This window comes from Halalkalibacter kiskunsagensis, from assembly GCF_037027555.1.
In the GTDB taxonomy this organism is placed as follows: Bacteria; Bacillota; Bacilli; order Bacillales; family Bacillaceae_D; genus Halalkalibacter; species Halalkalibacter kiskunsagensis.
In genome coordinates this window covers 18,803-44,798 of sequence record NZ_JAXBLX010000028.1, presented here as the reverse complement: position 1 = coordinate 44,798, position 25,996 = coordinate 18,803, and the positions used below count along the sequence as shown (strand labels likewise).

The window sequence follows — 25,996 nt, the reverse complement described above, 5'->3', positions numbered from 1 at the left end:
CGAGACTATTTCTCAGCTTACAAATTTCACTATTTAATTAAAGCGCCCGTTGAATCTATTTTATTAAATAGTATCGTTGCTGCGTAGCAAAAGATCATGTAATATAATGACAGCTCTTGTTCAACTAAAGCTTGTTTGGTTGAACAGGAAAAATCTAAAGGTGCAACCCAAAGTTGCACCTTTAAATGAGATATTACATTTTTATCTTTACAAACTTCCGTTTCCCAATTTGTACAACTAACCCTCCGGTAATAAGAACTCGTAACCCTGTATCTTCAACCTTTTCTCCGTTAATATTTACTCCTTTATTCTCAATCATTCTGCGTGCTTCACTTTTTGAGCTTAATAACTTTAGATCTACTAGAAAATCTAGGATTGGTACTTCTAGATTGCCTTTCCATTCAACCACTGGCACCTCATCAGGAATTGTCCCTTTTTGAAAAACTGAAATAAATTGCTGCTCTGCTTTTTCTGCTACTTCTGTACCGTGGTACATCCTAACGATTGTTTTCCCTAAAAGCATTTTTGCATCTCTAGGATGTAGTTTGCCTGAATCTATATCCGCTTTTACTCTTTCTACTTGTTCAGGAGTGAAGTCTGTGATTAATTCGAAGTATTTATTCATTAATTCATCCGGAATCGACATCGCTTTCCCGTACATTTCTTGTGGACTTTCATCAATGCCGATGTAGTTTTTCTTTGATTTAGACATTTTTTCAACGCCATCAAGCCCCTCCAACAATGGCATCAGCATCGCTACTTGCTTTTCTTTTCCAAACTTCTCTTGAAAATGTCTCCCCATCAAAATGTTAAAGTGTTGATCGGTTCCACCTAGTTCAATATCACAATCTAATACAACTGAATCGTACCCTTGCATTAATGGGTAGAAAAATTCATGCAGTGAAATAGGCTTTCCAAGAGCAATTCTTTCTTCAAAATCGTCCCTTTCCATTAACCTTGCCACTGTTATTTTTCCTGCTAATTGAATGACATCTTCAAAGTTTAATTGTGATAGCCACTTCGAATTGTAATGAAGTTCGATTTTTTCCATATCCATCACTTTTCTGAATTGCTCGAAGTAGGTTTTGGCATTATGTTTAACTTCTTCATCTGTTAAAGGTTTTCTAGCTACCGACTTGCCTGTTGGGTCTCCAATCTTACCTGTGAAATCTCCTATAAGCAATTGAATTATATGTCCGTTCTCTTGAAACTGCCTCATTTTCTTTAAAACGACTGTGTGCCCAAGATGTACATCTGGAGCAGATGGGTCTAATCCCAATTTAATTTTAAGTGGTCTGTTTTCAAAAATAGACTTTGCAACCTTTAGCTTTAATTCCTCCGTAGGGATAATTTCTTGCACACCTTGTGTGTATATTGTCATTTGCCTTTTGACTTCGGCTAATTGTTCTTCATTCAGTTGTTCCAACACGTTTTTCATCTTCATAACCTCCTCATATAAATAAAACCATATTCTTTTCTAAAGGGACGTGATTTTCACGCGGTTCCACCCTTATTGAAGAATATGGTCTTCCACTCAACGAATAACGGCTCGTCCGTCCTTGTATCAATAAATACATACAAGGAAGCTCTAGGAATGTAATTCAGATTACCTTTGTATCGATTCACAGAAACCATCGACTCTCTGGAACAGGGAGGTAATTCCTACTGATTTTCCTATCATCACTTTTCAGCTATTTATCATTTTTCTAACTAAAATTGATTTTCATTTATTACTCGCCTTAATAATTCAGAAACGTCTTTTTGTTCATTAACCGATAAGCTAGAGACAATCTCAACTTCTCCTTTATGAAATTGCGGATATAGCTCTTCCATTACTTTTTTTCCTTTATCCGTCAATATTACATAAGTGATTCTTCTGTCCCTCGTATCTGTTTTTCTAAACACAAGATCTTTCTTTTCTAACGTCTTTGTAATATTACTTATTGTAGCTTTTGAAACAGCAGTTAACTCTGCTAATTTCTTTGTTTCAACTGATTTCCAAATCCATAAATCATATAAAATTGAAAATGAAGTCCACGAAAGCCCATGACTCGATAGAACTTCTCGTTCCATTTTGTTTCTCAACCCTTGTGCCACTCGATAGATGTTAGTAACAACAGAAACAGCATCTAAATTAAGTGAATCCAACGGCATTTTTGACAATTGATTAATCGTTTCTTTCTCTTCTTGGAGCAGTTCTCCATTTTTATTAAAGGAATATACACTAACCACCGCCTTTTAAATTTTCATAATCGTTAGTCATGAAACGATATTACCAAAAAAAATAACTAGGTGCAACTAGAAAAATAATGCTAAATTACCTAGTACTCTTTTTCCCTCTAATTCATCTTAGTTCTCTTTTACAAAGCAACCAAAAAAGGAAGATGATTGTTGCACAGTATCCGTCAAACGCGAAGAAACAATTACTTAATTAACGTAATCGTCTCCGTAATTTCACAACAGTATATTTTTGATTCTATTCCTGAAATCGCAAGACAAATCGATATGCTGGATCAAGAAGTAGCCGATAGATTGAGTACCCAAGTATTATAAAACCAAGTATCTAAATTATAGCTATGAATGTTGAGTAGATAAGTTCCGATGGTAGTAAAAGGGACAAAATTATGCGACACATCAGTATAGCTCCCATCAAGTCTATCTGGATAAAATATACCTTTTCCTACAAAGCTAACGAATAACACAAAAGAAATATAAAACAAAGTTAAAACAATAACATACCACCTTGATTTCAAATCAACAACTAACAGCTTCACACACTTCCTCAATAAAAAATATGTCCAACTAATGTTAACTATATGGTGATTATTGAGTTAATCTGTCTGCTTCGTTAGGCAAAAAAGCGCTGCTGCCGCTGCAGAAACGCTACCCGTTAGCATAAAAGAAATAAGTTACTTGGAGAGCTATTACAACGGGATAGATATCAGCGCCCACTAGCGCGAATATCCAAACTCCAGAACTGTTGACTGTTTCATTTCGATATGGCAAGTCTTCGTCTCCTTCAATACAAAAAGAGCCCCAAAGGGACTCTCTATTGGACCAAGAATTTTTCATGTTGCTCACGCTCTTCTGTAAATCTTGCACCTCATCTAAGATGCTTTTAGAAAATCTATTTCTTTCTCTACATAACAATGAGTCATTTTCCTTCATTAAGAGAGTATGCTATATCTCCCTGTAGATATATATCTGTACTGCTGCTTTCCGACATCATCCCGTCTCCAGAATCACCTCTTTCGAAAGTTGGGTCTATCGTTTCTAAGAATATGGAGTCCATTTACAATAATCGAATCAATTTCGATTCTTTTTGCCACTATATTGGACCTCTGTACACTCATTTTCTGATTGAAACGTTCTTTGTTCTTTTACTAAACCAAATTATCTGTCTCCAAGACTATTACTCCTAGGAAGCACAACTCCATTGCTTCCGGAAATTTTTTCCGAATAACTTTTTTCCTCCTGTAAAAACTAACATAATATACTAGTTCAACAATAACTAGGAGGGGCACAAATGGTTTCATTAAACGATATTGTAACAGCTCACGAAAAGATGACGGGAATCGTACATAAAACTCCATTAGACTACTCACTTACCTTTAGTGAATATTCGGATAACGATATTTATTTAAAGCTTGAGAATTTGCAAAAGACAGGTTCCTTTAAAGTACGCGGCTCCTACAATAAAATGATTTCATTGAGAAAAGAAGAATTAATAAATGGGGTCGTTGCTGCTTCTGCAGGAAATCATGCACAGGGTGTTGCTTACGCCAGTACGATGCTAGGCATCCCTTCTACCATTGTCATGCCAGCAGGGGCTCCATTAAGTAAAGTACAAGCAACAAAAGAATATGGTGCAAACGTTGAATTAAAAGGAGCTGTATTTGATGAAGCCCTTGCCTATGCTCTAGATCTAAAAGATCAAACAGGCGCTGCTTTTGTTCATGCCTTTGATGATGAAGCCATCATCGCTGGTCAAGGAACGGTTGGACTAGAAATCCTGGAACAGATTTCTGAAGTCGACGCCATTGTCTGCCCAGTCGGAGGTGGCGGGTTACTTGCTGGACTCGCAGCAGCAGTGAAAGAAAAAAATCCATCTATACAAGTATACGGGGTGGAAGCAGCGGCTTGTCCAAGCATGGCACAGTCGCTTTTGGAAATGGAACCAATTACAGTCGATGCTCATCCAACGATGGCAGATGGGATTGCGGTCAAAAGGCCAGGACAACACACCTTTCCGTTAGTTCAACGATACGTGGATGACATGCTCACTGTTGATGAAACAGAAATTGCTCGAACGATGCTCATGCTACTTGAGCGAAACAAACTACTCGTGGAAGGGTCAGGTGCAGTTTCACTAGCTGCCCTCTTAAATCAAAAGCTTCCTATCAAAAACAAGAAAGTGGTACCCGTTATAAGTGGAGGAAACGTAGATGTCAGTTTTATATCTAGAATTATTGAAAGAGGGATGGTCGAGGCCGGACGATTTATGCGTTTCAATACCATTCTCAAAGATAAGCCAGGAAACCTTGAAAAGGTGTTACAGGTTGTGACGGAACACCAAGGAAACATTTTGGATATCTCCTTTAGCCATATAGGAGATAAAATTTATCCGAGCTATGCCCAATTATCTATTTCTGTTGAAACAAGAGATCGACACCATATTGAAGAAATCGTAAAAGCATTGCAGAAAAAAGGGTTCACAGCGGAATTGATCTAAATTCGAATAAAGATTGAGACCGCCAGTGCTTGCATGCACTGGCGGTCTGATCTCGTTTAAAGGTGGATCTCTATGATTAGTAAAAGAATCCTCCATTTAAAATTGTCAGCAAGATCTAAGGTTTTTTAAAGTTACTGGGTAACGGGTCATAATAATGCGCTTAAATCCTTTTATAAAAATACTCTTATAACCCAAACTTATATATTACAAAACATTAATCACTCCCAGTGATCAAAAGATCATCTTTTAATAGAGCTAATATGCTCTCTGTCGATACAAAGTCTCCTTCTTTTATACAAAGAGAGGTAATCGTGCCACTAGCACCTACAGAAATTTCTTCCATATTTCCTTCAGACGTTTTAATAAAAAATAACTTTTCCCACTCGTATACGTATGAGTCTTCTGTAATTAAAACTTTTTCAATGATCCCTTTACAAGGACTTGTTATCGTATGAGTTTCTTGAATCATTCTAAACACCTTCCAATTTTTTATATTCATTTCCAACTTCTATAGCGTGATCTCTCTTCCATTCTCTATATACCTACCATATACCCTGGATTTTTAACAGTAACTTTTTTAACGGTTATCATACCATTTAGCAAGTACAATTTAGTCTATTGTTTAAGTTACAGAAAGAAACAAAATACTACAAGTACATAATAATTATAAATTTTCATTTTTAATTATTTGAAAAGCCGATGTCCTTCGGAAACAGGATATCGGCTTTTTTGATGTAAAAAAATGCTTATGTACAAAATCTTAGCTATGTACGTCTTCTATACCCACCCTCTAAAACGAGAGGCTTCTGCCATTCGCCGAACCCCCACCATATAAGCGGCTAGACGCATGTCAACTTGATGTCTTTGTGATATTTGAAATATACTTTCAAATGATTGCTTCATAATCGTGCGTAATTTTTTATCAATCTCTTCTTCATCCCAATAATACCCTTGATTATTTTGAACCCATTCAAAATAGGAAACCGTGACACCACCTGAGCTGGCTAATACATCTGGCACTAGAAATTTGCCACGTTCTGTTAATATTTTAGTAGCTTCTAATGTTGTTGGTCCGTTTGCAGCTTCTACAATAATCTCCGCCTTAATCTCATGAGCATTGTCCACCGTAATTTGATTGGATATCGCAGCCGGTACAAGAATATCACAATCAGACTTCAACAGCTCTTCATTGCTTATCGTTTGCTTAAATAGATTGGTCACCGTGCCAAAGCTATCCCTCTTACTTAACAAATAATCAATATCAAGGCCATCCGGATTATAAAGAGCTCCATAAGCATCGGATATTCCGACTACCTTCGCTCCAACTTCATGCATGAAAGAAGCTAGGAAGCTCCCTGCATTTCCAAATCCTTGTATAATCACACGTGCGCCTTGTAATTTAAGACCCTTTTTCTTTACAGCCTCTTCTATACAAATGGTTACCCCCCTTGCTGTAGCACTTTCTCTTCCATGTGAACCACCAAGTACAAGTGGCTTTCCTGTAATAAAACCTGGTGAATCAAATTCTCGAATACGGCTATATTCATCCATCATCCAAGCCATAATTTGTGAATTTGTAAAAACATCCGGTGCCGGAATGTCTTTTGTTGGGCCTACAATTTGACTAATGGCTCGTACATATCCCCGACTTAACCTTTCTAATTCTCTAAAAGACATGCTTCGCGGATCACATACAATCCCACCCTTCCCCCCACCATACGGAAGATCAACAATTCCACATTTTAAACTCATCCAGATCGATAACGCTTTCACCTCTTCTTCACTTACTTCAGGATGAAATCGTATTCCTCCTTTTGTTGGTCCTATAGCATCATTATGTTGTGCACGATAACCAGTAAATATCTTTACTTCTCCGTCATCCATACGAACGGGAATACGTACTGTAAGCATTCTGATTGGTTCTTTTAGCAGCTCGAACATTTCATCTTTATAACCTAATTTATGTAACGCTTCTTGTATGACCTTTTGTGTAGACTGGAACAGACTTAATACATTCTTTTTTTCTTCCTTTTTGATTTCCTTTGTAGTGATCATCTTCTATACCACCCTATTCTTTTTTTTATACTCATATAGTTCTTACATGCCTGATCCAATTGTTAAAAAATACTAAAATCCCATTCATCTGCAAGATTTTTCAAAAGCTCAACTCCTGCTATACTATTTCCAAACTCATCTATCGCTGGTCCATAAATCCCTATTCCACACCCCATTTGAAAAGGGATCTTTTGCTCATATCTTGCCGGAACTGAAGCAATAACCCCCCCTGACACTCCACTTTTTGCTGGGACCCCAACAAAAGCTGCAAATTTCCCTGAGGCATTATACATCCCACAAGTCATCATTAAACCTTTTATCAACTTTGCTACCTCCTTAGGAAAGACTTGCTTTTTTTGAATCGAATCGTATCCATTTTGAGATAAAATTAAACCCATTCGAGCAATATCTTTGGCATTTACTTCGATGGAACATTGTTTTAAATAAACTTCTAACGCATCTTCGACCTCCGCCTCCAAGAAACCGCCTTCTTTTAAATAGTAAGCTAATGCTCTATTTCGATTGGCCGTTTTCCATTCTGACTGAAAGACTCTTTCGTTAAAAGTTGGTCGTCTCCCAATCATTTTTTCAAGCAATTCATATACCGAATTTAACTTTTGCTCAGGTGATTCCCCATTAAGGAGAGAAGTTATTGTAATAGCACCTGCATTAATCATTGGGTTAAATGGTCTCCCCGGTTTATTCATTTCCAACCGGACAATCGAATTAAATGCATCGCCTGTTGGTTCAACATCAACACGTTCTAGCACATATGAAATTCCACGGTCTAAACATGCAGCAATAAAACTAATGACTTTTGAGATACTTTGTAGAGTAAAAGGAACATCCCATTCGCCTGATTTGATCTCCACACCTTCTGGGGTAATGATGCAAACCCCTAAATCCAAGAGATTTGACTCCCCTAAAGCAGGAATGTACTCTGCACAACGACCTTTCCTACCAAGTGGACGGCACTGTTTTACCCAGCGATCGAGATTTTCTCCCTCAATGAAATTCATACTTATCCTTTTTCCCTGTAATGATTGCATTAGCCTTCCCTCCTTTGTAACCGCTTCCATTATTAAGCTGGCAACTTTCATATTTAGATTAAAATCTAAACTACGAAAAAGAACAAAACACTACAAATCGATTTAAAAAAGTTTTTTTTCCCTTAACTGGAATGAGTTGAGAGAGACGATGTCTCAATAGGTTACTTTTTGCTCTATTGAGACACCTATAGGCCAAAGTGGTATTAAAGACGAAGGACCATACATGTTCATCAAAGTTCCTTTTTTAGCTCTCTCTTTACCCTAGTAAAAGCAATAAAATCTCTTAATTCCTCAACAGTTAATGGAGAATGATCAAGTATTAGGACATGTTCATCTGATGCCAATAGTTCTGTAAGTTCAAATTTCGGAAGTTTTTCTACTTCGCGGTTCAAAATATAATCAACCGTTGTTTCGTACAAATCAGCAATGTCTGCTAACGCTTGGATAGAAGGCATTCTATAGCCAGATTCATAGCCCGCATACGTACTTTTTGCAATACCAAGTCGGTCAGCCGTTTCCTGCATTGACCAATTTCTCTTCTTTCTAAGTTCTGATAATCGCTTTAGCAACTGGATCCCTGCTTCCGTATTTTTTATAGTTTGATAGTAGAGGAAAAGTTATTTTTCTTCTATGACAAACTTTGAACACGCTTATCGTCATAAATTATCGCATGAGAAAATAACTCATTAATAAAAACGTTCTCGAAACGAGAACAACATATTGATTTTAGTTTACTTGTATTATAATATAATAAACATTAAGGTCGCGATATGCAAACACTATTACGATATTGGAATCTAAAGGTGGACAGATATGAAAAAACTATTGTTACTTGCTACTGGTGGGACGATTGCATCCATTGAAGGTGAGGAGGGACTTGTTCCCGGCCTATCAGCAAAGGATCTACTAGATTATTTTAACGACACATCTTTATCTGTTGATGTAACCTATCAAATCCTCATGAACAGAGATAGTACAAATATGCAGCCCGAACATTGGGTTGAAATTGCAGAAGCAGTTCATCAAAACTATGACCAATATGATGGATTTGTGATCACTCATGGAACCGATACGCTAAGTTTTACGTCCGCAGCATTGTCCTATATGCTGCAAGGATTGCAAAAGCCAGTTGTTGTAACAGGTTCTCAAGTTCCTATTAGCTTTAAACATACAGATGCCAAAAAAAATCTATCAGATGCACTTCTTTTTGCATGTGAAAACATAGGCGGGGTTTTTGTTGTATTTGATGGGCGTGTCATGATGGGAACAAGGGCTGTAAAAATGAGAACAAAAAGCTATGATGCTTTTGAAAGTATTAACTTACCCTATGTCGCTATGATAAAAGAAAATCGGATCACCTACTACTGGCAGCCTGAACGTAATGAACTGAAACTTACGTTAGATACAAGTTTATGTCCTGATGTATTTGTTTTGAAATTACACCCTGGAACAAATCCGGAGATTTTTGACTTTTTGAAGAAGTTGTATAAAGGGGTAATTATCGAAAGTTATGGAAATGGTGGTGTTCCATTTGAACAAAGAAATCTCTTACCTAAAATAAAAGAGTTAATTGATGAAGGCGTCGTCGTCCTCATTTCAACACAATGTTTAGAAGAAGGAGGAGATTTATATCTTTATGAGGTAGGCAGAAAGGTTGCACAATATGATGTGATTTTATCTGGAGATATGAACAAAGAGGCCATTGTGGCCAAGCTGATGTGGGCACTTGGTAAAACGACTAATATAATAGAAGTCAAACAAATCATAGAAACTCCACTGGCTTGGGATCTATCTATAACTTGGGATACTGAGGATTAATGAGATATAGCGGTTTATTTGGAACTGCCGCGGATGATATCGAACGAAAAGGAGCTCAAACAACGGGGAGATGATCTTTTTGTTTAAATAAAAATCCCCCTAAAGTAGTTTAAATACCTTGTCTACTTTAAGGGGGTTCATTTCAACCTTTTTAATTATAACTCTATTTGAGCATGTCGCTGTAGACAAGCTCTCCTGTTTCCATCATTAGGCTTCTTTACGCTTTTCAGGTATTTCTTCACCTTGCCAGCATTCCACATTTTTAAGGCCTTCAATGCTGCTAGCATAAAATACGGGATCTTTGCCCTCTTTTTTCTGTTTAACGTAATCTTTTAATACAGCAATCGCAATTTTCCCAATTAAAAGAAGAGCAATTAAGTTTGTGATTGCCATTAGCGCCATAAAGAGATCAGCTAGATTCCAAACCATGCTTAGACTTGATACGGACCCAAATAGTACTACTGCTAAGACAGCTAGACGGAAGACAAGGAGCATCGTCTTATTTTCCTTAATAAATTCCAGATTGGATTCACCATAGTAGTAATTTCCAACAATCGAACTAAAACAAAATAACAAAATGGCAATAGCGACAAAAATTGTTGCCCACGAACCAACATGACTAGCTAAGGCACTCTGAGTAAGCTGAATGCCACCCATTCCTTCTCCTTGAACACCAGATAATAAAATAATAAACGCAGTTGCACTACAAATGAATAATGTGTCAATAAATACACCTAATGTCTGAACAAACCCTTGTTTTGCTGGATGACTCACATCGGCGGTTGCTGCTGCAACAGGTGCACTCCCCATTCCAGCTTCATTCGAAAATAATCCGCGCTTGACACCATTCATAATGGCTGCACCAATCCCACCAGCAACCGCTTCGTTGAAGCCGAATGCACTAGAGACGATAAGACCAATCATCCCAGGAATTTCGCCAATGTTTCCAATCACTACATATGTAGCTAAAATTAAATAACATAGAGCCATAATCGGAACAACTACCTGAGTCACTTTAGCAATACGTTTCACGCCGCCAAAGATAACCAAACCAGTCAGTACAGTTAGAGCAATACCGAGGACAAGTCGATTTATGCCAAAGGCTTCCTCAAATGCAGATGTTATCGTATTTGCTTGAACCGAATTAAAAGCAAGTCCAAAACAGAAGGTAATTAATATCGCAAACAATACACCCATCCATCTAGCACCAAGAGCTTTTTCCATATAAAAGGCTGGGCCACCCTTGTACCCATTGGATCCTTTAACCTTATATACTTGAGCTAATGTACTTTCAATAAAGCTTAATGCTGCACCAAAAATAGCAACAATCCACATCCAAAAGACAGCACCTGGACCTCCTAAAGTAATCGCAATGGCCACCCCAGCAAGATTACCAGTCCCAATTCTTGATGCAGCACTAATACAAAAAGCCCCGAATGATGAAATTTGTTTCTCTCCGCTGTTAGTCGAAGGACTTTCTTTCATTAAACGAAACATTTCTCCAAGATTTCTAATTTGAACAAATTTCGTTCTGAACGTAAAATAAATACCTAACCCAACAAGTAAAACAATTAACACATAGGACCATAAAATCGTATTTCCCCAATCAATGATCGCTTCTACCATAAGAATCACCTCTTTAGTTTATTATTTACCCGTGTTCAAAAACTCCTCTCATTTTTTAAGTCAATGACACCTCCCAATATAATGTAAGCGTTTGCATTTATTCTTGCTTACAAATATACATTAGTATAGAAAGAAATCTACAAAAAGAAACCGAATGCTACAAGAAAACACACAAAAAAATATAGAGTCTATTCAACAAGGTGGTTATTTCCCTTTTTGAACAGCAATAAGTGGATCCCCGAATGGTTTTAAAGCCAATGGGATAAGCGCTGACGCGTAGCGTGCGGAGTCATTGCACCTAATTTATCGCAGATATAGTTGAATAAAAATAACTTTTTATATAAAATTATGCTTAAATCTTTAGTAGTTTTTTAAACAACCTCTAGGAGTGACACCTTTGAACCTTTATCCTTTACTAAAAAAAGAACGTACGATTATGATTTTTATGATCCTTTTTGTTCCACTAGCGGGCGAAATTAATTTTTACCCCATTAATGAAACATTCAGAGTTAGTTTAGGCCCACCCGTTCTTTTCCTATTTCTACTATTTTTAAGAAACACCGCTATTATTCCAGGTTTTTTAACTGCTTCTGTAGTTGTCATTTTTCGAATTCTACTAGATTGGCTAATGCTAGACAACTTTAACTGGTTAACAACGTTTGAATCACATTATCCCACTTTTTTCTTTTATTTCACTTATACTTGTCTTTTTTATGTAATGAAAGTTAATCGTTACCACCATCGCCCCTTGATCATTGGCTTATTTGGCATCATTATTGAATTAATATCAGACTTTTCAGAGCTATTCGTGCAACATCTTGTATTTGGAATGACCATTACTTCTAACTCTTTGACGGAAATGGTTATAATAGCGCTTTCTCATAGCTTTATGGTCTTAGGTGTTTTTAGTATGATGAAGTTATATGAGGCTCAATCACGGGAGCGGGAAGTTCGAAAGCAAAATGAACATATGCTCATGCTCGTATCCAATTTGTATGAGGAATCGATTCACTTGAAAAAATCACTTCAAAACTCCGAAGCAATCACCAGAAAGGCTTACGAGCTATATAGAGGATTAACTCAGGATCAACTTATTAACAGCAATGTCATCAAAAGAACTCGTCAACAACTACTAGAAATCGCTGGTGAGGTACATGACATCAAAAAAGACAATCAAAGAATTTTTGCTGGATTATCTAAACTTATTACAAATGAGAGTTTCTCAGATTATGTCAATATCACTGATCTCATTCATATTATTGTTCGAGCCAATGAAAAGTATGCTAGCTTATTAGAAAAAGAGGTTAAATTTAGTTATACGATTGAGGGAGTGCACCCTCATTACCATATCTATACGATTTTATCGATTCTCAATAATTTAGTCGCAAACGCCGTTGAAGCTATTACTGATAAGGGAACCATCAAAATAGAAGTGATCGCAAAGCAAAATTGGGTTGAATTTAACATTGAAGACGATGGAGTCGGGATTACTGATAAGCATAAAAAATTAATATTTAAACCTGGCTTCACTTCTAAATTTGACCTTATGGGTAATCCCTCAACAGGCATTGGATTAACCTTTGTAGAGGATATGGTTACAAAGCTTAACGGCACCGTCACCTTCCAAAGTAGACCAGGGAATAAAGGAACTGTATTTACAATTAGCTTGCCAGTTGAAAATTTAGTAGAAAAGGAGTGTTCTAGATGAACTTCTATATTACCGATGATGATGAAATCGTTCGTTCTATGCTCGCTCAATTTATAGAGGATGAAGATCTAGGGCAAGTTGTTGGTGAATCTGAAGATGGTGCATTATTAGATGGAGAAACACTAAACATAAAAAAGGTAGATATTTTATTAATTGATTTACTAATGCCTCATCGTGATGGACTTGAAACGATTCGAACAATCAAACCTACGTTTAAGGGCAAAATCATTATGATCTCTCAAATTGAATCAAAGGATCTAATTAGTGAAGCGTATCTACTTGGGATAGAGCACTATGTGAATAAACCGATTAATAAAATCGAAGTATTAGCTGTGATTCAAAAAGTGATGGAGCATATCCGCTTAGAAAAATCCATTTATGACATTCAAAAGTCATTAAATACCGTCCTTCACATTGAAACTAAGTGGAAACCGTCTGCTTATAAAGAGGATAATATTAAGACTTATGGCCAATTTCTTTTATCTGAATTAGGGATCTCTGGCGAAAGCGGCTCTAGAGATTTACTAGATATATTGGTTTATTTATTTAATTTTGAGAAGAAGTATACATTTGATCACGAAATGCCCTCTCTTACAACTATTTATGAGCATGTCGCTACAAAAAAGCTAGGAGCAACTGCGGATGATGAAAATCTAAGAAGAGAGATAAAGGCTTCTAAACAGCGGGTCCGAAGAACGATTTATCAGTCCTTAAATCACTTAGCATCTCTTGGACTTACTGACTTTTCAAATGCACTATTTGAAAAGTATGCTTCCCACTTTTTTGATTTTACAGTTGTTCGAAAAAGAATGTTAGAATTAAAAAACGAATCTGTATCACCGGTAACTTCTACTCGAGTTAATACAAAAAAATTTATTCAAACGTTATATTTTGAAGCCAAACAAATGATGTCCGAGTAAATTTATTTCTGCATTATAGGATAAAGTTTGTTTAAAAAAGTCCATTATTTCTTTCTTAGAAAAAGTCCTGCCCCTAGCAAATTGCCACTGGGAGCAGGAACGTAATTTATTACCGGAACATCCGGAACATTCACATATCTTATTCGTTTCCTCTGGGTAGAGAGGAATAGGTTCATTGTCCCAATTCTTACGATGTGTTTTCTATCTATTATTCTTGTTGAATGCTAGAATGAAAATACAGACTTTTAATAGAACAAGTATCTGCGCTCAACAGGGATGAAATCTTCGCCTATTTCTCAACTGGAACTGGGACGCGGTTCCTGTCCCCTCGTACCTCTTCAATGGTATCGATGGATGTAACTCAACCATCTGAGGTTCAACAAGTAGTGGAGGATGTAATCACTCATTATGGTCGAATTGACGTCTGGATTAATAATGCTGGTGCATTTAAAGCGATTGGTCCGACTTGGGAAGTAAAACAGGAAGATTGGATTAATGATGTATCTACTAACTTATTTGGAACATTTCACTGTGTCCAAGCCGTAGTGCCAGTTATGATCAACCAAGGCTATGGAACTATTATCAACATTGCAGGCGGTGGTACCGTAGGCTCTTTTAAATATGGTAATGGATACGGAACGTCTAAAACAGCTGTGGCACGGTTAACAGAAAACTTATCTGAAGAATTAGAGGAAACTCCAATTAAAGTATTTGCGCTAGATCCAGGATTAAATGATACAGATATGACTCGTTACCAAAGAGATACAAATGTTGGTCAACGGTATTTAAGTGAAATTGAGAATTTATTTGAGGAAAATATTGATGTACCGCCACATCAGGCTCCACAATGGGCCTATTATATGGCAACAGGTGAGCTTGATGACTTTAGTGGAAGAGTCGTGTCCGTGTATGAGGATTTGGTGACGTTAAAAAATATGGAAAAACAAGCAAGTGATCCTGATTTCCATAAGCTCCGACTTTTGAAGTAGCGGGCTATTCACGCTAAAAAACATACGAACAATAGTAGCACAGACCCTATCCACGGTTTCTGCTACTATTGTCAGTCTCTTCGCTATTTTCTGTAATTCACCTATTTCAGACTTTTTATAGGCTAGTATGTCTCTTTCTTCACCTGACTTCCCACTAGATGATTTGCGTGAGGGTTAATTTAAACCTGATCTTTTACCAAATAGGTACAAATCCATCAATTTCTTTTAAAATAGATTCAATTTCAGTTAATACATCATTAGAAAGCTCAACTTCAGAGGCTTTTACATTTTCAGTTACCTGTTCCGGGCAACTTGCCCCGACAATTGCAGAGCTAACACCTGGCTGTCTTAAGATCCAGGCAACGGCTAATTGGGATAATTTAATACCTAAATCATTTGCAATTCCTTCCAAGCGGGCAACTCGTTCTAAAACATCATCATTTAAGTAGCTTTTAATCCAACGATTGATGTTTTCATTTGCTGCACGAGTGTTGGAAGGGATCACTTGACCTGGTTTATATTTACCTGTAAGAATTCCTTGGGCTAAAGGTGAAAAGACAACTTGTCCAATCCCTTCTTTTTCAGAAACCGGTAAAACTTCTTTTTCGATATAGCGTACAAGCATGTTATAGATTGGTTGATTTGAAACGAGTGGTCGTAGATTTTTTTCTTTTGTTATATGTACAGCATCCGTAATCTGTGCTGCAGTCCATTCACTAACACCGTAATATAGGATTTTTCCTTGCTTAACTAAATCATCTAATGCACGTAATGTTTCTTCTGTTGGCGTTTCTTCATCAAATCGATGACATTGATAAAGATCAAGATAATCAACACCTAATCGTTTTAAGCTCGCATCGCATTGTTCAATGATGTGCTTTCTTGATAGGCCTCGATCATTCGGACCATCTCCCATAGGGAAAAACACTTTTGTTGCAAGCACATAACTTTCTCTAGAAAAAGACTTAAGAGCTTCACCAACCACTTTTTCAGTTTCGCCTCGATTGTATGCGTTTGCAGTATCAAAAAAATTAATACCAAGCTCATAAGCCTGATGAATACAGTCAATGGCGTTTTGGTTCCCTACCGTTTCTCCATAAGTTAGCCAGCTGCCAAGTCCAATTTCACTAATTTTTAATCCGCTATTGCCTAAACGACGATATTTCATTTTAAAACACTCCTGTTTTGAATTTCAGTTTATTTTCGCAAATATCTTTCCTAGAGAAAGAATGAATGACAAAAAAATGATTATTTTTCTTGAGATAAGACAAAGTGCAATCGGTATTACAGTTCTATCAACGATTAATAGAGACAATTCTTTTTACAATGTTTTAATCCTTTTTTACTTCGATTCCTGCTAATTCTTCATAACATTTTATTACTGCGCTCATATCTTCGGCCCCATATCCTTTAGCTCTTGCCATTTGAAACATTTCTTTTACTAAGGATAAAACAGGAGTAGGTAGTTCAAGTTCTTTTGCAACATCAGCTGCTAATCCTAGATCTTTATAAATAAGATCAGTCATAAAATGAGGAGAGAAATCTCTATTTAATATTTTCGGGCCTTTATTATCCATCATCCCGCTTCTGGCACCACCGCCGCTGACGACTTGTATAAATAGCTCAGGATCAACCCCAGATTTTGCTGCCATCGTTATGGCTTCTGAGAAGGATAATAGATTAATAGCACCCATCGTATTATTAGCTAGTTTCGTATACGAACCTGATCCATTTTCTCCCATATAATAAGCTTGTTTCCCCATCACATAAAATAAAGGCTCGCATTTTTCATAAACTTCTTTCTTTCCACCAACCATAAAAGTTAAAATACCTTCAATAGCTTGAGGTTCACTACCTGTAACAGGTGCATCTAACATTTCAATCCCCTTGTTTAAAAGGATATCTGCTACTTTTTTACTTGTATTCGGCGAAATTGTACTGCTATCGACAACAATTAAGCCGGCATGTGCTCCTTTAATAATGCCTTTTTCGCCTAAAATCACTTCTTCAACAGCCTGATCCGCAGTTAGCATAGTGAAAACAATTTCGCTTTTTTTAGCAACTTCTTCAGGTGAGGATGCAATGATTGCTCCTTGTTTTTCAATGGAGTCGGCTTTATTTCTCGAGCGATTATACGCAATAACTTCATAGTCGTTGTTTAATAAATGTCCTGCCATTGGAAGACCCATTGTACCTAATCCGATAAAGCCAATTTTTTTCATTTCATTATCCTCCTAATTCATTCTATTGTTTATTAAGTAAATTGATAACGTTGTTTTTTTAGTATAAATAGTAAAACTATTCATTTAAAGTACTGAATTATTTTTGATATAATAATAAATAGGTTATTTAATATAAAATTTATAGTAACTATCATCAGGGTAGGAGGGGAGGAATTATAGTGGAAGATGTAGTAGAACAAAACATTTGAATGTTCAATTGAAAAAGCACTTCGGGCATCCGATCATTGATTTAGGCTCAGTTATAAGAATCGTACAAGAAACAATCTCCATCATCACCCTGTCCCCTTGTCCCATTAATTACAGCCACAAGAATATACCATCTCTGCTATAATTTTCACCAACAATTTCCACAAACATATCTCCGACTTAAATTTTAGCTGTTTTAGTTGTGTTATAGGTATTCACCTAGTGCTTGTTGCAAAGTTCCTAACTTCTTAGTTTCTCGACTGAATTTAATTCCCGAGTCCGTAATATCTTTGGCTACTTCCTTTCGTAATCCTGTTAATACAGTTGAGCATCCCATCAATGAGATACCATCAATAACTTTCAAAAATTCATAGATAACTACTTGTTCCATACTAGCGATACCTGAAAGGTCCATTATTAACGTTTGAATTCGTAAATCTGATACCTCTGCTAATACTTTTTCCTTTAGAATATAAATACGATTAATATCAATTGATCCAATTAATGGCAATATACTAACATTACCATTTATAGGAATAATCGGTACTGATAGATTTTCGACTAATTTTTTTTGTGCTTTAATCAGTGAATCCTTGTATGTAGAGTAACTAATAAAAAATGCATTTAGAAAAATGTCTACTCTATTATTTATCTGTGCTTCTAGAATAAAAAAATCGTCAATATTATATTGATTAGATAGATCATAATACTTATGTATAAAAAACCATAAAGTTCTACGAATAGCTTGTACCCATTCCAGCTTAAAAGTTAATTCTATAGAATGTGTTGCCCAGGCTATCCCTTCCTTTTTCGCAAATAGTTTTAGTTCATTATCTTCATTATTAATGATATAAACAGTTAACTGATGTGCATTATTAACTAAATCTATATTACCGATTTTTAGAATTTCATTGATCTTATTTTTAACGTTTACTGCTTCATCCAACAAAGTAGATTCAAAATTATTCTTATTAGCCTCGAAAAATTCTCTTAGTTTAAATGAAGATTCGAAATAAATATCCACTTTTAATTCCCCCTACTTTTTTTAATAGTACTAGAATATGCAGTATCAACGTTGTATTACTTTCTCCTAGCTAGATAATAAATAAAATTTATACAAGTCCCAAAAAGTTAATACCCTTTTTAAATAGTAATTAAACATGATTATTCATTAAATTTGAATAAAAACCAAGAATTCTCATGGTGTCTTGGTTGATTTCGTTTCCAGCTGAGTGAAAGCCCATATGCTATCAGGGCTAGAAACATTTGATTCCAAATATCTTGTGGCTTCGCACTCCAGATTTTGGTAATTTAAGATGCTGTTTAATCCATTTGAAGAATAACTCAATTACCCAACGATTACGGTAGATGTCCATTATTTGTTGATCAGTTAGATCAAATCTTGTGGTTAGAATTCGATAGGTTCTTCCTTTTTCATCTACAAATTCAATGTATCTGACTGGTATTTTTGAAATGCCGTATTTGTCCATGATATGGAGGGCTTCAAAGAATCGAAGCCTCTCCGCTAAAATGCTTTATTTCTTTAGCACTACATCGCAATAGACTTTGGCTGAACAGATGTTTTTTTCTTTCCTTTTTTCCATTGAATCACTACAACTAGCGCGATAATGGCAAATCCAGCTAAATCTTGTATGAAAACGGGATTCATGAATAACAAGGATCCTCCAAATAATAGCAAACGTAAAATAGGGTTTATGTTAGCAAATAGATACCCTTCTGCTGCCGTTCCTAGCATAATAACTCCCGTGACCGCTGTTATGACAACTAGCAATCCTTCCATAAGGGTTGTATCAATCAACAGAAGGGAGTTATTGTAAACAAACATATATGGAACAATAAATCCGGCAACGGCTAATTTCATTGATAGGAAACCTGTCTTCATTTGATCTCCTCCTGATATCCCTGCGGCTGCAAATGCAGCTAAGGCAACAGGTGGCGTAATGTTTGCAAATATTCCAAAATAGAAAACGAATAAATGTGCAACTAATGGCTCAATACCTAGTGTGATAAGTGCAGGAGCAGCCATTGTTGCCGTAATAATATACGTTGGAATACTTGGTAGCCCCATTCCAAGAACGATACATGCAATCATCGTAAAGACAAGGGTTAAAAATAAGCTTTCACCACCAAACGTGACAATCCCATTTGCCAGCTTCAAGCCAAAACCGCTCATTGTTGCCACACCAACAACAATTCCAACACAAGCGCAGGCAATCGCTACCCCTATAGATGTCCGCGCCCCTTGTTCCAATGCATCAGTAATATCTCGTACTGACATTCTTGTTGTTTTTCGTAACATACTAACGACAACGGTAATAATAATCGTGAGGAACGCAGAGAAAATAATCGTGCGTCCACTAAAGAACAGCATATACATTAGAAAGATAAGTGGGATAAGCAAATGCCCCCGCTCTTTTAATACTTCCATGACTCTTGGAAGGTTTTCTTTAGAAATCCCTTTTAATCCTTCTTTGGTTGCACGAATATGAATTTGAACAATAATCCCTAGATAGAAAAGTAACGCTGGTAATAACGCAGCTAGGGCAATTTGACTGTACGGGATCCCTAATGTTTCAGCCATTATGAAGGCAGCAGCTCCCATGATTGGTGGTAGAATTTGCCCCCCGACAGAGGCAGCAGCTTCAACAGCTCCAGCAAAATTACGACTGTACCCAATTTTTTTCATTAGTGGAATCGTAAAAGAACCTGTCGTCACCACATTGGCAACAGCTGCCCCGTTAATACTCCCTAAGAAACCACTTGCGATAACTGATACTTTTGCTGGTCCCCCACGCGTTTGCCCAGCAATCGCTAATGCCATATCGTTAAAAAATTGTCCCATCCCTGATTTCGATAGAAAAGCACCAAATAAAATAAAGAGGAAGATGTAAGTAGCTGAAACGCCGATTGCTGTTCCATAAACCCCTTCTGTAGTCACATACATAAAATTAACTAGTTCATCCCAGGTATAGCCACGATGGCGAAAAATTCCTGATAATTCACGGCCAAATAATCCATATAAGAAGAATATAACGGCCATCGTTGGTAAACCCCAGCCTGTTACACGACGTGATGCCTCTAATACTAATAGAACTAACATAGCCCCAAATAATAAATCGAAATTATTTGGTAAGCCACCTCGGTTCACAATCCCTAAGTATTCAACAAAGATATAGACAGATGTCGAAACAGCCATAAGAGCGAATATTACATCATACCAAGGAAGCTTTGTTCGACTTGCTTTTTTAAACGGCGGATATAATAAAAAGATTAGAGCTAAGATCGCTGCAACATGCAAGGAACGGTGTTGCAACGTAGCTGGTGTTCCAAAATAAGACGTATACATATGATAAAGAGATAAAGAAATTGCAATAAACGAAACGATTATTCCAACCGTCTTGTTGGAGAAAGTTCGAAAGCGTGATTCTGCATCGTATTTTTCTAAAACTTCTTGCTGTTCTTTTGTCATTTGAGGTTCGTCCATAGTTGAACGCTCTGCCATGACAATCACCTCTTCTCTACAAATATTTCCATTCTTTCATGGTGGGGCAGGTCTTCCGCATCAAAAACTGTTGATTCATTAATCTCAAGCTCAAAATTAACATTTTGTGAATGAATCCATCGGAACACAGGTAGTTTCTCATTTATATCTCGAATGATTACTTCTCCATCTTCTACGCTCATGGTTCCTTTTTGATGAGGAACACCTGCGCCAAATGATGTAAACACTGTTTCTATTAATAAAAGATTTCCTTCAGTCGTAAGTTGATAGGTTTCACTCCATGGTGTTTTCTCGACAGAATGAATCCACTTGATTGTGAATGCATCTCCAGCTTTCAGATCATTCACTTTGTTATAAATAATCCCATCTTCTTGACTCTGAATAATAAGGGTCATTTTATCTGGATTCGTACAAGCCGATAAAATGAAAAGAATGAATACGAACCAGATTCTCATTTCACAACCCCCTATCTCTTAAAAATAAGAAACTGACTCCATTCAACAAACCGTCCATTTAAGGAATCGTAGTGCGCTTTTGAAAGAGTCAGCTCTCAAGAAAATGTATTAGTCTAGTGCGCCCACTTCTTTAAAGTAACGCTCAGCTCCTGGATGAAATGGAATAGACATACCAACGTCAACGGTTTCTAACGTAATATCTTTTGCTGCATTGTGAGATCCTTGAATTTGCTCAAGATTTTCAAACAAAGCCTTTGTAATTTCGTATCCAGCGTCTTCAGAGACTTCATTTGAAAGTAGCAATAAATTAGTAATAGCGGCTGTTGGAATCTCTTCCTCATTTCCATAAGCACCTGCTGGGATCATTTCACTTGAAAAGAACTGATAGTTCTCAATTAAGTAATCCATAGCTTCGCCTTCGATCGGAAGAATTTTAGCTTTATGCGTTGTATCAAGGTCAATAACTGTTGCATTTGGAACACCACTAGTTACAAATGCTGCATCGATCATACCGTTTTTGATTTGATCAATTGCTTCACTGTAAGATAAGTAATCTTCGTCAACATCATCATAAGTCATTCCATGCGCTTCAAGAACCATACGTGCGTTTAACTCTACACCAGAGTTCGCAGCCCCAACCCCTACTCTTTTTCCTTCTAATTCAGCAATGCTTTTAATTCCTGAAGCTTCAGTTGTTACAACTTGAACAAAGTTAGGATAAAGTGCCGTTAAACCTCTTAATGAATCAATTGGCTGTTCTCCTTCAAATGCACCGCTTCCTTCATAAGCTTGTAAAACCGTGTCGGCCATCGTAATGGCAAGTTCGGCTCTACCCGTATTTAAAAGGTTAACATTCTCAACAGATGCACCAGTTGCTTGAACAGAAGAATCAATTCCAAGTTCAGTTTCAATAATATTTGAAATCGCACCACCGATTGGATAGTACACCCCAGATGTTCCCCCTGTTGCTACTGTTGCAAATAAATCTTCAAGTTGCTCTTTACTTTCAACTTCAGTTCCTTTTGTCTCTTCAGCCTCTGAATTTGTAGTACCTTCGCCTCCACATGCAGTTAAAAAAACAAGCATTGATGCAACAATCAACGTGCAAAACTTTTTCATAGATGATTCCCCCTAGACTTTTTTATCTTTCCACCTTCTTTAATGCAAATCCCGTGCCAACTTTCAAAGTGCAGAAATGTATGCGTTTTCAAGTTAACGCATACATTTCTGCCGGATAAAAAGCGGCAAAAATTGCCGTACTGCAATTTTTGCCGCTTTCTTATTGCTCATATTGCTTCAACTTGTCACGTAACCCTCTCTCGCTTATCCCTAGCATGGAAGCTGTATTTTTTCGATGACCTTTATTCGCCTCAAGCGTTGCTAATATGAACTGTTTCTCCATTTTTTTTAAAGGAAGCCCTACAAAATCAAGAATCGTTTCTCCTTCTATTCGTTCAACTGATTGGATTGACCTTACTTGCTGTGGTAAATCCAGCATTTCAATATATTCATCGTCTGCAAGAACCATAGATGATTCAATAATATTGGATAGTTCTCGAATGTTGCCAGGATAATCATAGTTCATTAAAATTCGGTTTGCTTCTTTCGTCAATCCTTTTACCTCTTTACCTATCTCCGAGTTAAATTGTTTAATAAAGGATTGAATTAAATATGGGATATCTTCTTTTCTTTCTCTTAAAGGTGGCAATGGTACCTTTATAACATCCAAGCGAAAATATAAATCTTCGCGAAATTCTCCGTTTTTTACCGCTTCTTCAAGGTTTTTATTGGTTGCTGCAATTACACGTACATCTAGGTTCATTTCTTTATTAGAACCAAGCTTAGTGACAACTTTCTCTTGTAATATCCGTAGGAGTTTTGCTTGTAACGAAAGTGGCATATCTCCGATTTCATCTAGAAAAATCGTTCCTCCATTCGCTAGCTGGAACTTTCCCTCTTTACTAGAGACAGCTCCAGTGAAAGCCCCTTTATCATAACCAAATAACTCACTTTCAAGAAGTTGATCAGGGATGGCAGCACAATTCACGACTTCAAAATGCGATTTTTTGCGCTTTCCTGAGAAGTGAAGCGCTCTAGCAACCAATTCCTTACCAGTACCACTTTCTCCAACAACTAACACATTAGAATCTACTTCTTTTACTTTTCGAATCAGATTAAAAACAGAAGCCATTGCTGCACTTTTCCCAATAATTCCTTCAAAGCTATATCTTTTCTCTAATTCTTGACTTAAATAATTGACTTGTTCATTTAAATGCTGGTAATGAAGTGCTTGTTGAATAATAGAATAAAGCTCTTCAATATTAATCGGCTTCGTTAAATAAGAATAAGCGCCTTCTTGAATCGCTTTGACAGAAGTTGAAATTGTTCCATAAGCTGTAATCATAATAACAACAGTCTTAGGACTAACCCCTTTGATTTTTCTTAATACATCTAGACCATCTACTTGTCCAATTTTTAAATCTAGCAAACATAAATCATAACTCTCTTCTTCAATCGATTTTAGCCCTTCATTTGGTTTTGTCGTTGTAACTACATCATACTGGTCCTCTAAAGCAAACTCCAAAGAAGAACAAATTGAAGCTTCGTCATCGATCACTATAATCCGTTTCATAAACTCACCCTCAATCCTTTTTTTGAAAATGTTAACGAAATGGTCGTACCTTTCCCTTTCCTACTATCCATCTCTAACTTCCCTTTATTTTCATGGACATATTGGTTCGCTATCGCTAAGCCAAGACCGGTTCCTTTTTCTTTTGTTGTGTAAAAAGGTTCTAACGCTTGGAGTTGCTCGGCTTCAGTCATGCCAGTACCTTTATCTGACACTTTCATGACAATGCTTTCTTCCTTTGAATACGCTGTTAAGTTTAAAAACCAATCTTCCGTTTCATCTCTAGTGCTCATGGCATCCAAGCTATTAATAATTAAATTGATAATGACTTGTTTCAACTGATTGGAATCGGCTTCAATCCAGAGATCTTCTTCTGTTTCACATACCAAAGAGATTCCTTTATTAAGAGCCGTACGTTCAAATAAAATCGTACATTCTTTCATTATTAATGAGACATCAATCGATTCTTTATTTAACTGTTTTGGCTTTGCATAATCAATTAATCCTTCAATCAACTGATTGATTCGTTCAATTTCCTGAGGTACATAGGTGGAAATTTCTTTTTGAAAGCGTTCGTTATTATATTTGCGCGGGATCAGCTCTGCAAATGTCTTGATTGATGTTAGTGGGTTACGAATCTCGTGTGCGATCCCAGCAACAACTCTGCTAAGAGCCTGGTTCTTTTCTTGTTCAAAGATTTGAAGACGTAACTTTCTTTCTTCTGTAATATCTTCAAATGTAACAATCAGTCCATTTAAACGCTTTTCAAAATCATATAAAGGATAAACATAGTAACGTAAATAGTAAGTACGTTGTTCATCTCTCTCCCATACAGTTTCTTCACCTAAGAATAAGTTTTTTGTTTGAAACACTTTAGTAAAACGATCCTCTAACAGTTTTTGCAACAACAGAACTTGTTCATAATGAAGACCGATAATTTGACCTATTTCTCCTGATATTTCAACAGCTTTCGTATTAAAAGACGTGATGATTCCTTCTTGATTAACCGTTGCAATTCCACGCGGACTACTATTTAATATTTGCTTTTGGAATTCATCACTATTTTTCGTTTGTTCAATTTTCTCTTGAAGTTTGACATTCATTTGGTTTAAGACATTTGTTTTTTTTGCGACTTCTTTTTGTAACTTCCTATTCCAACGTATCCCTATAAAGAAAAGGATCACAACGAAAAAGAGCAACGATCCGATGATTTGAATAATCATCCATAAGCGGTCCGCTAATTCATTTTCACTTTCAAACCACTTCGCATATAGGGCACTATATGTGCCATCACGTTTTATATCATGAATAGCACGGTTTAGTTGACTAAGTAGTGAATAATTCTCTTTTTGAACAGCCATAGTATATTCGATAGGGAGCAGATAATTGCCGACAATTTTATAATCATCCTGCATACCTGTTTGCTCTAAAATATATTGGGCTGTTATCACATTCCCAACAAATGCATTAGCACGACCATTAAATAGTAACTCTAATGCAGTCACCTGATTACTTGCGACATGATACTTGATCCCACGAATGTTACGTAAAAACTCGTATTCAAGTGTATCGCTTTCAAGCGCTGTCACTGCGTTCGTTAATTGAGCTAAACCTTCAATTTCATTGTTCTCTTCATGAACGAGTAGTCCAATTGATGTTCCTAATATAGACTCGGAAAATTCCATCACTTCAGCATGCTTTTCATTAAAGTAGGCACTTAACAAAATATCTATTTGTTTATTTTGAAGTTTTTCAATAGCCTCTTTTTGTGGGACTAAAATATACTTAATCTCTGTTCCCATTCGTAACGCTATTTCATTCATTATATCTACAGCAAAACCAACAGGCTCTCCATCCTGATTAAAATGTACAGGAGGAAAATTGGGATCATAACCAACCACAAGGCTGGATTTCTCTTCAGCTTGTACCATTGTTCCTATAAGAGCCAGAAACAAGCATATCGCAAAAACTAGAATCTTTTTCATCTGTATCCCCTTACAAAACTGTACTCTATTAATCTATCGTAGATGAAAGTAGGGTAAAAGCCAAGCTAGAATCTTTTA

Annotated in this window: 22 protein-coding genes and 1 other annotated feature; of the genes, 5 read left to right on the top strand and 17 right to left on the bottom strand. The window is 36.6% G+C overall.

Features of this window, described 5'->3' with window-relative positions; translation table 11 throughout:
* Positions 1-193: 193 nt before the first annotated feature.
* The 3 genes from tyrS to SLH51_RS16220 all read right to left on the bottom strand — a co-directional run bounded on the left by tyrS (position 194) and on the right by SLH51_RS16220 (position 3,072).
* The gene (gene tyrS, locus SLH51_RS16230) at positions 194-1,438 is read right to left on the bottom strand and encodes a tyrosine--tRNA ligase (protein WP_335962407.1); all 1,245 of its coding nucleotides are present in this window, start codon (positions 1,436-1,438) and stop codon (positions 194-196) included.
* 40 nt (positions 1,439-1,478) lie between these two features.
* Positions 1,479-1,690 (bottom strand) — a binding site (T-box leader).
* Positions 1,691-1,710: 20 nt separating this feature from the next.
* A complete protein-coding gene (locus tag SLH51_RS16225) occupies positions 1,711-2,154 on the bottom strand; it encodes a MarR family winged helix-turn-helix transcriptional regulator (protein WP_335962419.1) in 444 nt (147 codons plus the stop codon).
* A 729-nt stretch (positions 2,155-2,883) separates the two neighbouring features.
* On the bottom strand, positions 2,884-3,072 hold the full coding sequence (locus tag SLH51_RS16220) for a hypothetical protein (RefSeq protein WP_335962406.1): 189 nt from the start codon (positions 3,070-3,072) through the stop codon (positions 2,884-2,886).
* Positions 3,073-3,526: 454 nt separating this feature from the next.
* Between SLH51_RS16220 and ilvA the strand changes: the two genes are divergently transcribed.
* On the top strand, positions 3,527-4,732 hold the full coding sequence (gene ilvA, locus SLH51_RS16215) for a threonine ammonia-lyase (RefSeq protein WP_335962404.1): 1,206 nt from the start codon (positions 3,527-3,529) through the stop codon (positions 4,730-4,732).
* Between the two features lie 214 nt (positions 4,733-4,946).
* On the opposite strand, the gene SLH51_RS16210 is transcribed toward ilvA, so the two are convergent.
* From SLH51_RS16210 to SLH51_RS16195, 4 genes are all read right to left on the bottom strand, one after another.
* Positions 4,947-5,201 (bottom strand): biotin/lipoyl attachment domain-containing protein, encoded by a 255-nt coding sequence (locus SLH51_RS16210; RefSeq protein ID WP_335962402.1) that lies wholly within the window; start codon positions 5,199-5,201, stop codon positions 4,947-4,949.
* 308 nt (positions 5,202-5,509) lie between these two features.
* A complete protein-coding gene (locus SLH51_RS16205) occupies positions 5,510-6,787 on the bottom strand; it encodes a Glu/Leu/Phe/Val family dehydrogenase (protein WP_390183870.1) in 1,278 nt (425 codons plus the stop codon).
* A gap of 62 nt (positions 6,788-6,849) precedes the next feature.
* A complete protein-coding gene (locus SLH51_RS16200; protein ID WP_390183876.1) occupies positions 6,850-7,806 on the bottom strand; it encodes a glutaminase in 957 nt (318 codons plus the stop codon).
* A 260-nt stretch (positions 7,807-8,066) separates the two neighbouring features.
* Positions 8,067-8,405 carry a helix-turn-helix domain-containing protein gene (locus tag SLH51_RS16195; protein WP_335962399.1) on the bottom strand — a complete coding sequence of 113 codons (339 nt, stop codon included), beginning with the start codon at positions 8,403-8,405 and terminating at the stop codon, positions 8,067-8,069.
* 244 nt (positions 8,406-8,649) lie between these two features.
* On the opposite strand from SLH51_RS16195, the gene SLH51_RS16190 reads away from it, so the two are divergent.
* Positions 8,650-9,654 (top strand): asparaginase, encoded by a 1,005-nt coding sequence (locus SLH51_RS16190; protein WP_335962398.1) that lies wholly within the window; start codon positions 8,650-8,652, stop codon positions 9,652-9,654.
* A 207-nt stretch (positions 9,655-9,861) separates the two neighbouring features.
* On the opposite strand, the gene SLH51_RS16185 is transcribed toward SLH51_RS16190, so the two are convergent.
* Positions 9,862-11,280, bottom strand: a complete 1,419-nt coding sequence (locus tag SLH51_RS16185) for an alanine/glycine:cation symporter family protein (RefSeq protein ID WP_335962397.1) — start codon at positions 11,278-11,280, stop codon at positions 9,862-9,864.
* Positions 11,281-11,725: 445 nt separating this feature from the next.
* Between SLH51_RS16185 and SLH51_RS16180 the strand changes: the two genes are divergently transcribed.
* The 3 genes from SLH51_RS16180 (at position 11,726) to SLH51_RS16170 (ending at position 14,897) form a co-directional block, all read left to right on the top strand.
* Positions 11,726-12,988 (top strand): sensor histidine kinase, encoded by a 1,263-nt coding sequence (locus SLH51_RS16180; RefSeq protein WP_390183877.1) that lies wholly within the window; start codon positions 11,726-11,728, stop codon positions 12,986-12,988.
* A complete protein-coding gene (locus SLH51_RS16175; RefSeq protein WP_335962395.1) occupies positions 12,985-13,908 on the top strand; it encodes a response regulator in 924 nt (307 codons plus the stop codon). The genes SLH51_RS16180 and SLH51_RS16175 overlap by 4 nt, the downstream gene beginning before the upstream one ends.
* 341 nt (positions 13,909-14,249) lie before the next feature.
* Positions 14,250-14,897, top strand: a complete 648-nt coding sequence (locus tag SLH51_RS16170) for an SDR family oxidoreductase (protein WP_335962394.1) — start codon at positions 14,250-14,252, stop codon at positions 14,895-14,897.
* Between the two features lie 193 nt (positions 14,898-15,090).
* On the opposite strand, the gene SLH51_RS16165 is transcribed toward SLH51_RS16170, so the two are convergent.
* From SLH51_RS16165 to SLH51_RS16125, 9 genes are all read right to left on the bottom strand, one after another.
* Positions 15,091-16,065: an aldo/keto reductase family protein gene (locus tag SLH51_RS16165; protein WP_335962393.1), complete on the bottom strand. Its 975-nt coding sequence runs from the start codon at positions 16,063-16,065 to the stop codon at positions 15,091-15,093.
* A 163-nt stretch (positions 16,066-16,228) separates the two neighbouring features.
* Positions 16,229-17,119, bottom strand: coding sequence for an NAD(P)-dependent oxidoreductase (locus tag SLH51_RS16160; RefSeq protein WP_335962392.1), 891 nt, complete (start codon positions 17,117-17,119; stop codon positions 16,229-16,231).
* 412 nt (positions 17,120-17,531) lie between these two features.
* A complete protein-coding gene (locus SLH51_RS16155) occupies positions 17,532-18,350 on the bottom strand; it encodes an STAS domain-containing protein (protein ID WP_335962391.1) in 819 nt (272 codons plus the stop codon).
* 232 nt (positions 18,351-18,582) lie between these two features.
* Positions 18,583-18,702, bottom strand: coding sequence for a transposase (locus SLH51_RS16150; RefSeq protein ID WP_335962417.1), 120 nt, complete (start codon positions 18,700-18,702; stop codon positions 18,583-18,585).
* Between the two features lie 173 nt (positions 18,703-18,875).
* Positions 18,876-20,849, bottom strand: a complete 1,974-nt coding sequence (locus tag SLH51_RS16145; RefSeq protein WP_335962390.1) for a TRAP transporter permease — start codon at positions 20,847-20,849, stop codon at positions 18,876-18,878.
* A gap of 5 nt (positions 20,850-20,854) precedes the next feature.
* The gene (locus SLH51_RS16140) at positions 20,855-21,304 is read right to left on the bottom strand and encodes a DUF1850 domain-containing protein (protein ID WP_335962389.1); all 450 of its coding nucleotides are present in this window, start codon (positions 21,302-21,304) and stop codon (positions 20,855-20,857) included.
* A gap of 108 nt (positions 21,305-21,412) precedes the next feature.
* Positions 21,413-22,423 carry a TAXI family TRAP transporter solute-binding subunit gene (locus SLH51_RS16135; RefSeq protein WP_335962388.1) on the bottom strand — a complete coding sequence of 337 codons (1,011 nt, stop codon included), beginning with the start codon at positions 22,421-22,423 and terminating at the stop codon, positions 21,413-21,415.
* A gap of 160 nt (positions 22,424-22,583) precedes the next feature.
* Positions 22,584-23,936, bottom strand: coding sequence for a sigma-54-dependent transcriptional regulator (locus SLH51_RS16130; protein WP_335962387.1), 1,353 nt, complete (start codon positions 23,934-23,936; stop codon positions 22,584-22,586).
* Entirely contained in the window at positions 23,933-25,918 is a 1,986-nt protein-coding gene (locus SLH51_RS16125; RefSeq protein WP_335962386.1) for a transporter substrate-binding domain-containing protein, read from the bottom strand. The genes SLH51_RS16130 and SLH51_RS16125 overlap by 4 nt, the downstream gene beginning before the upstream one ends.
* Positions 25,919-25,996 lie beyond the last annotated feature (78 nt).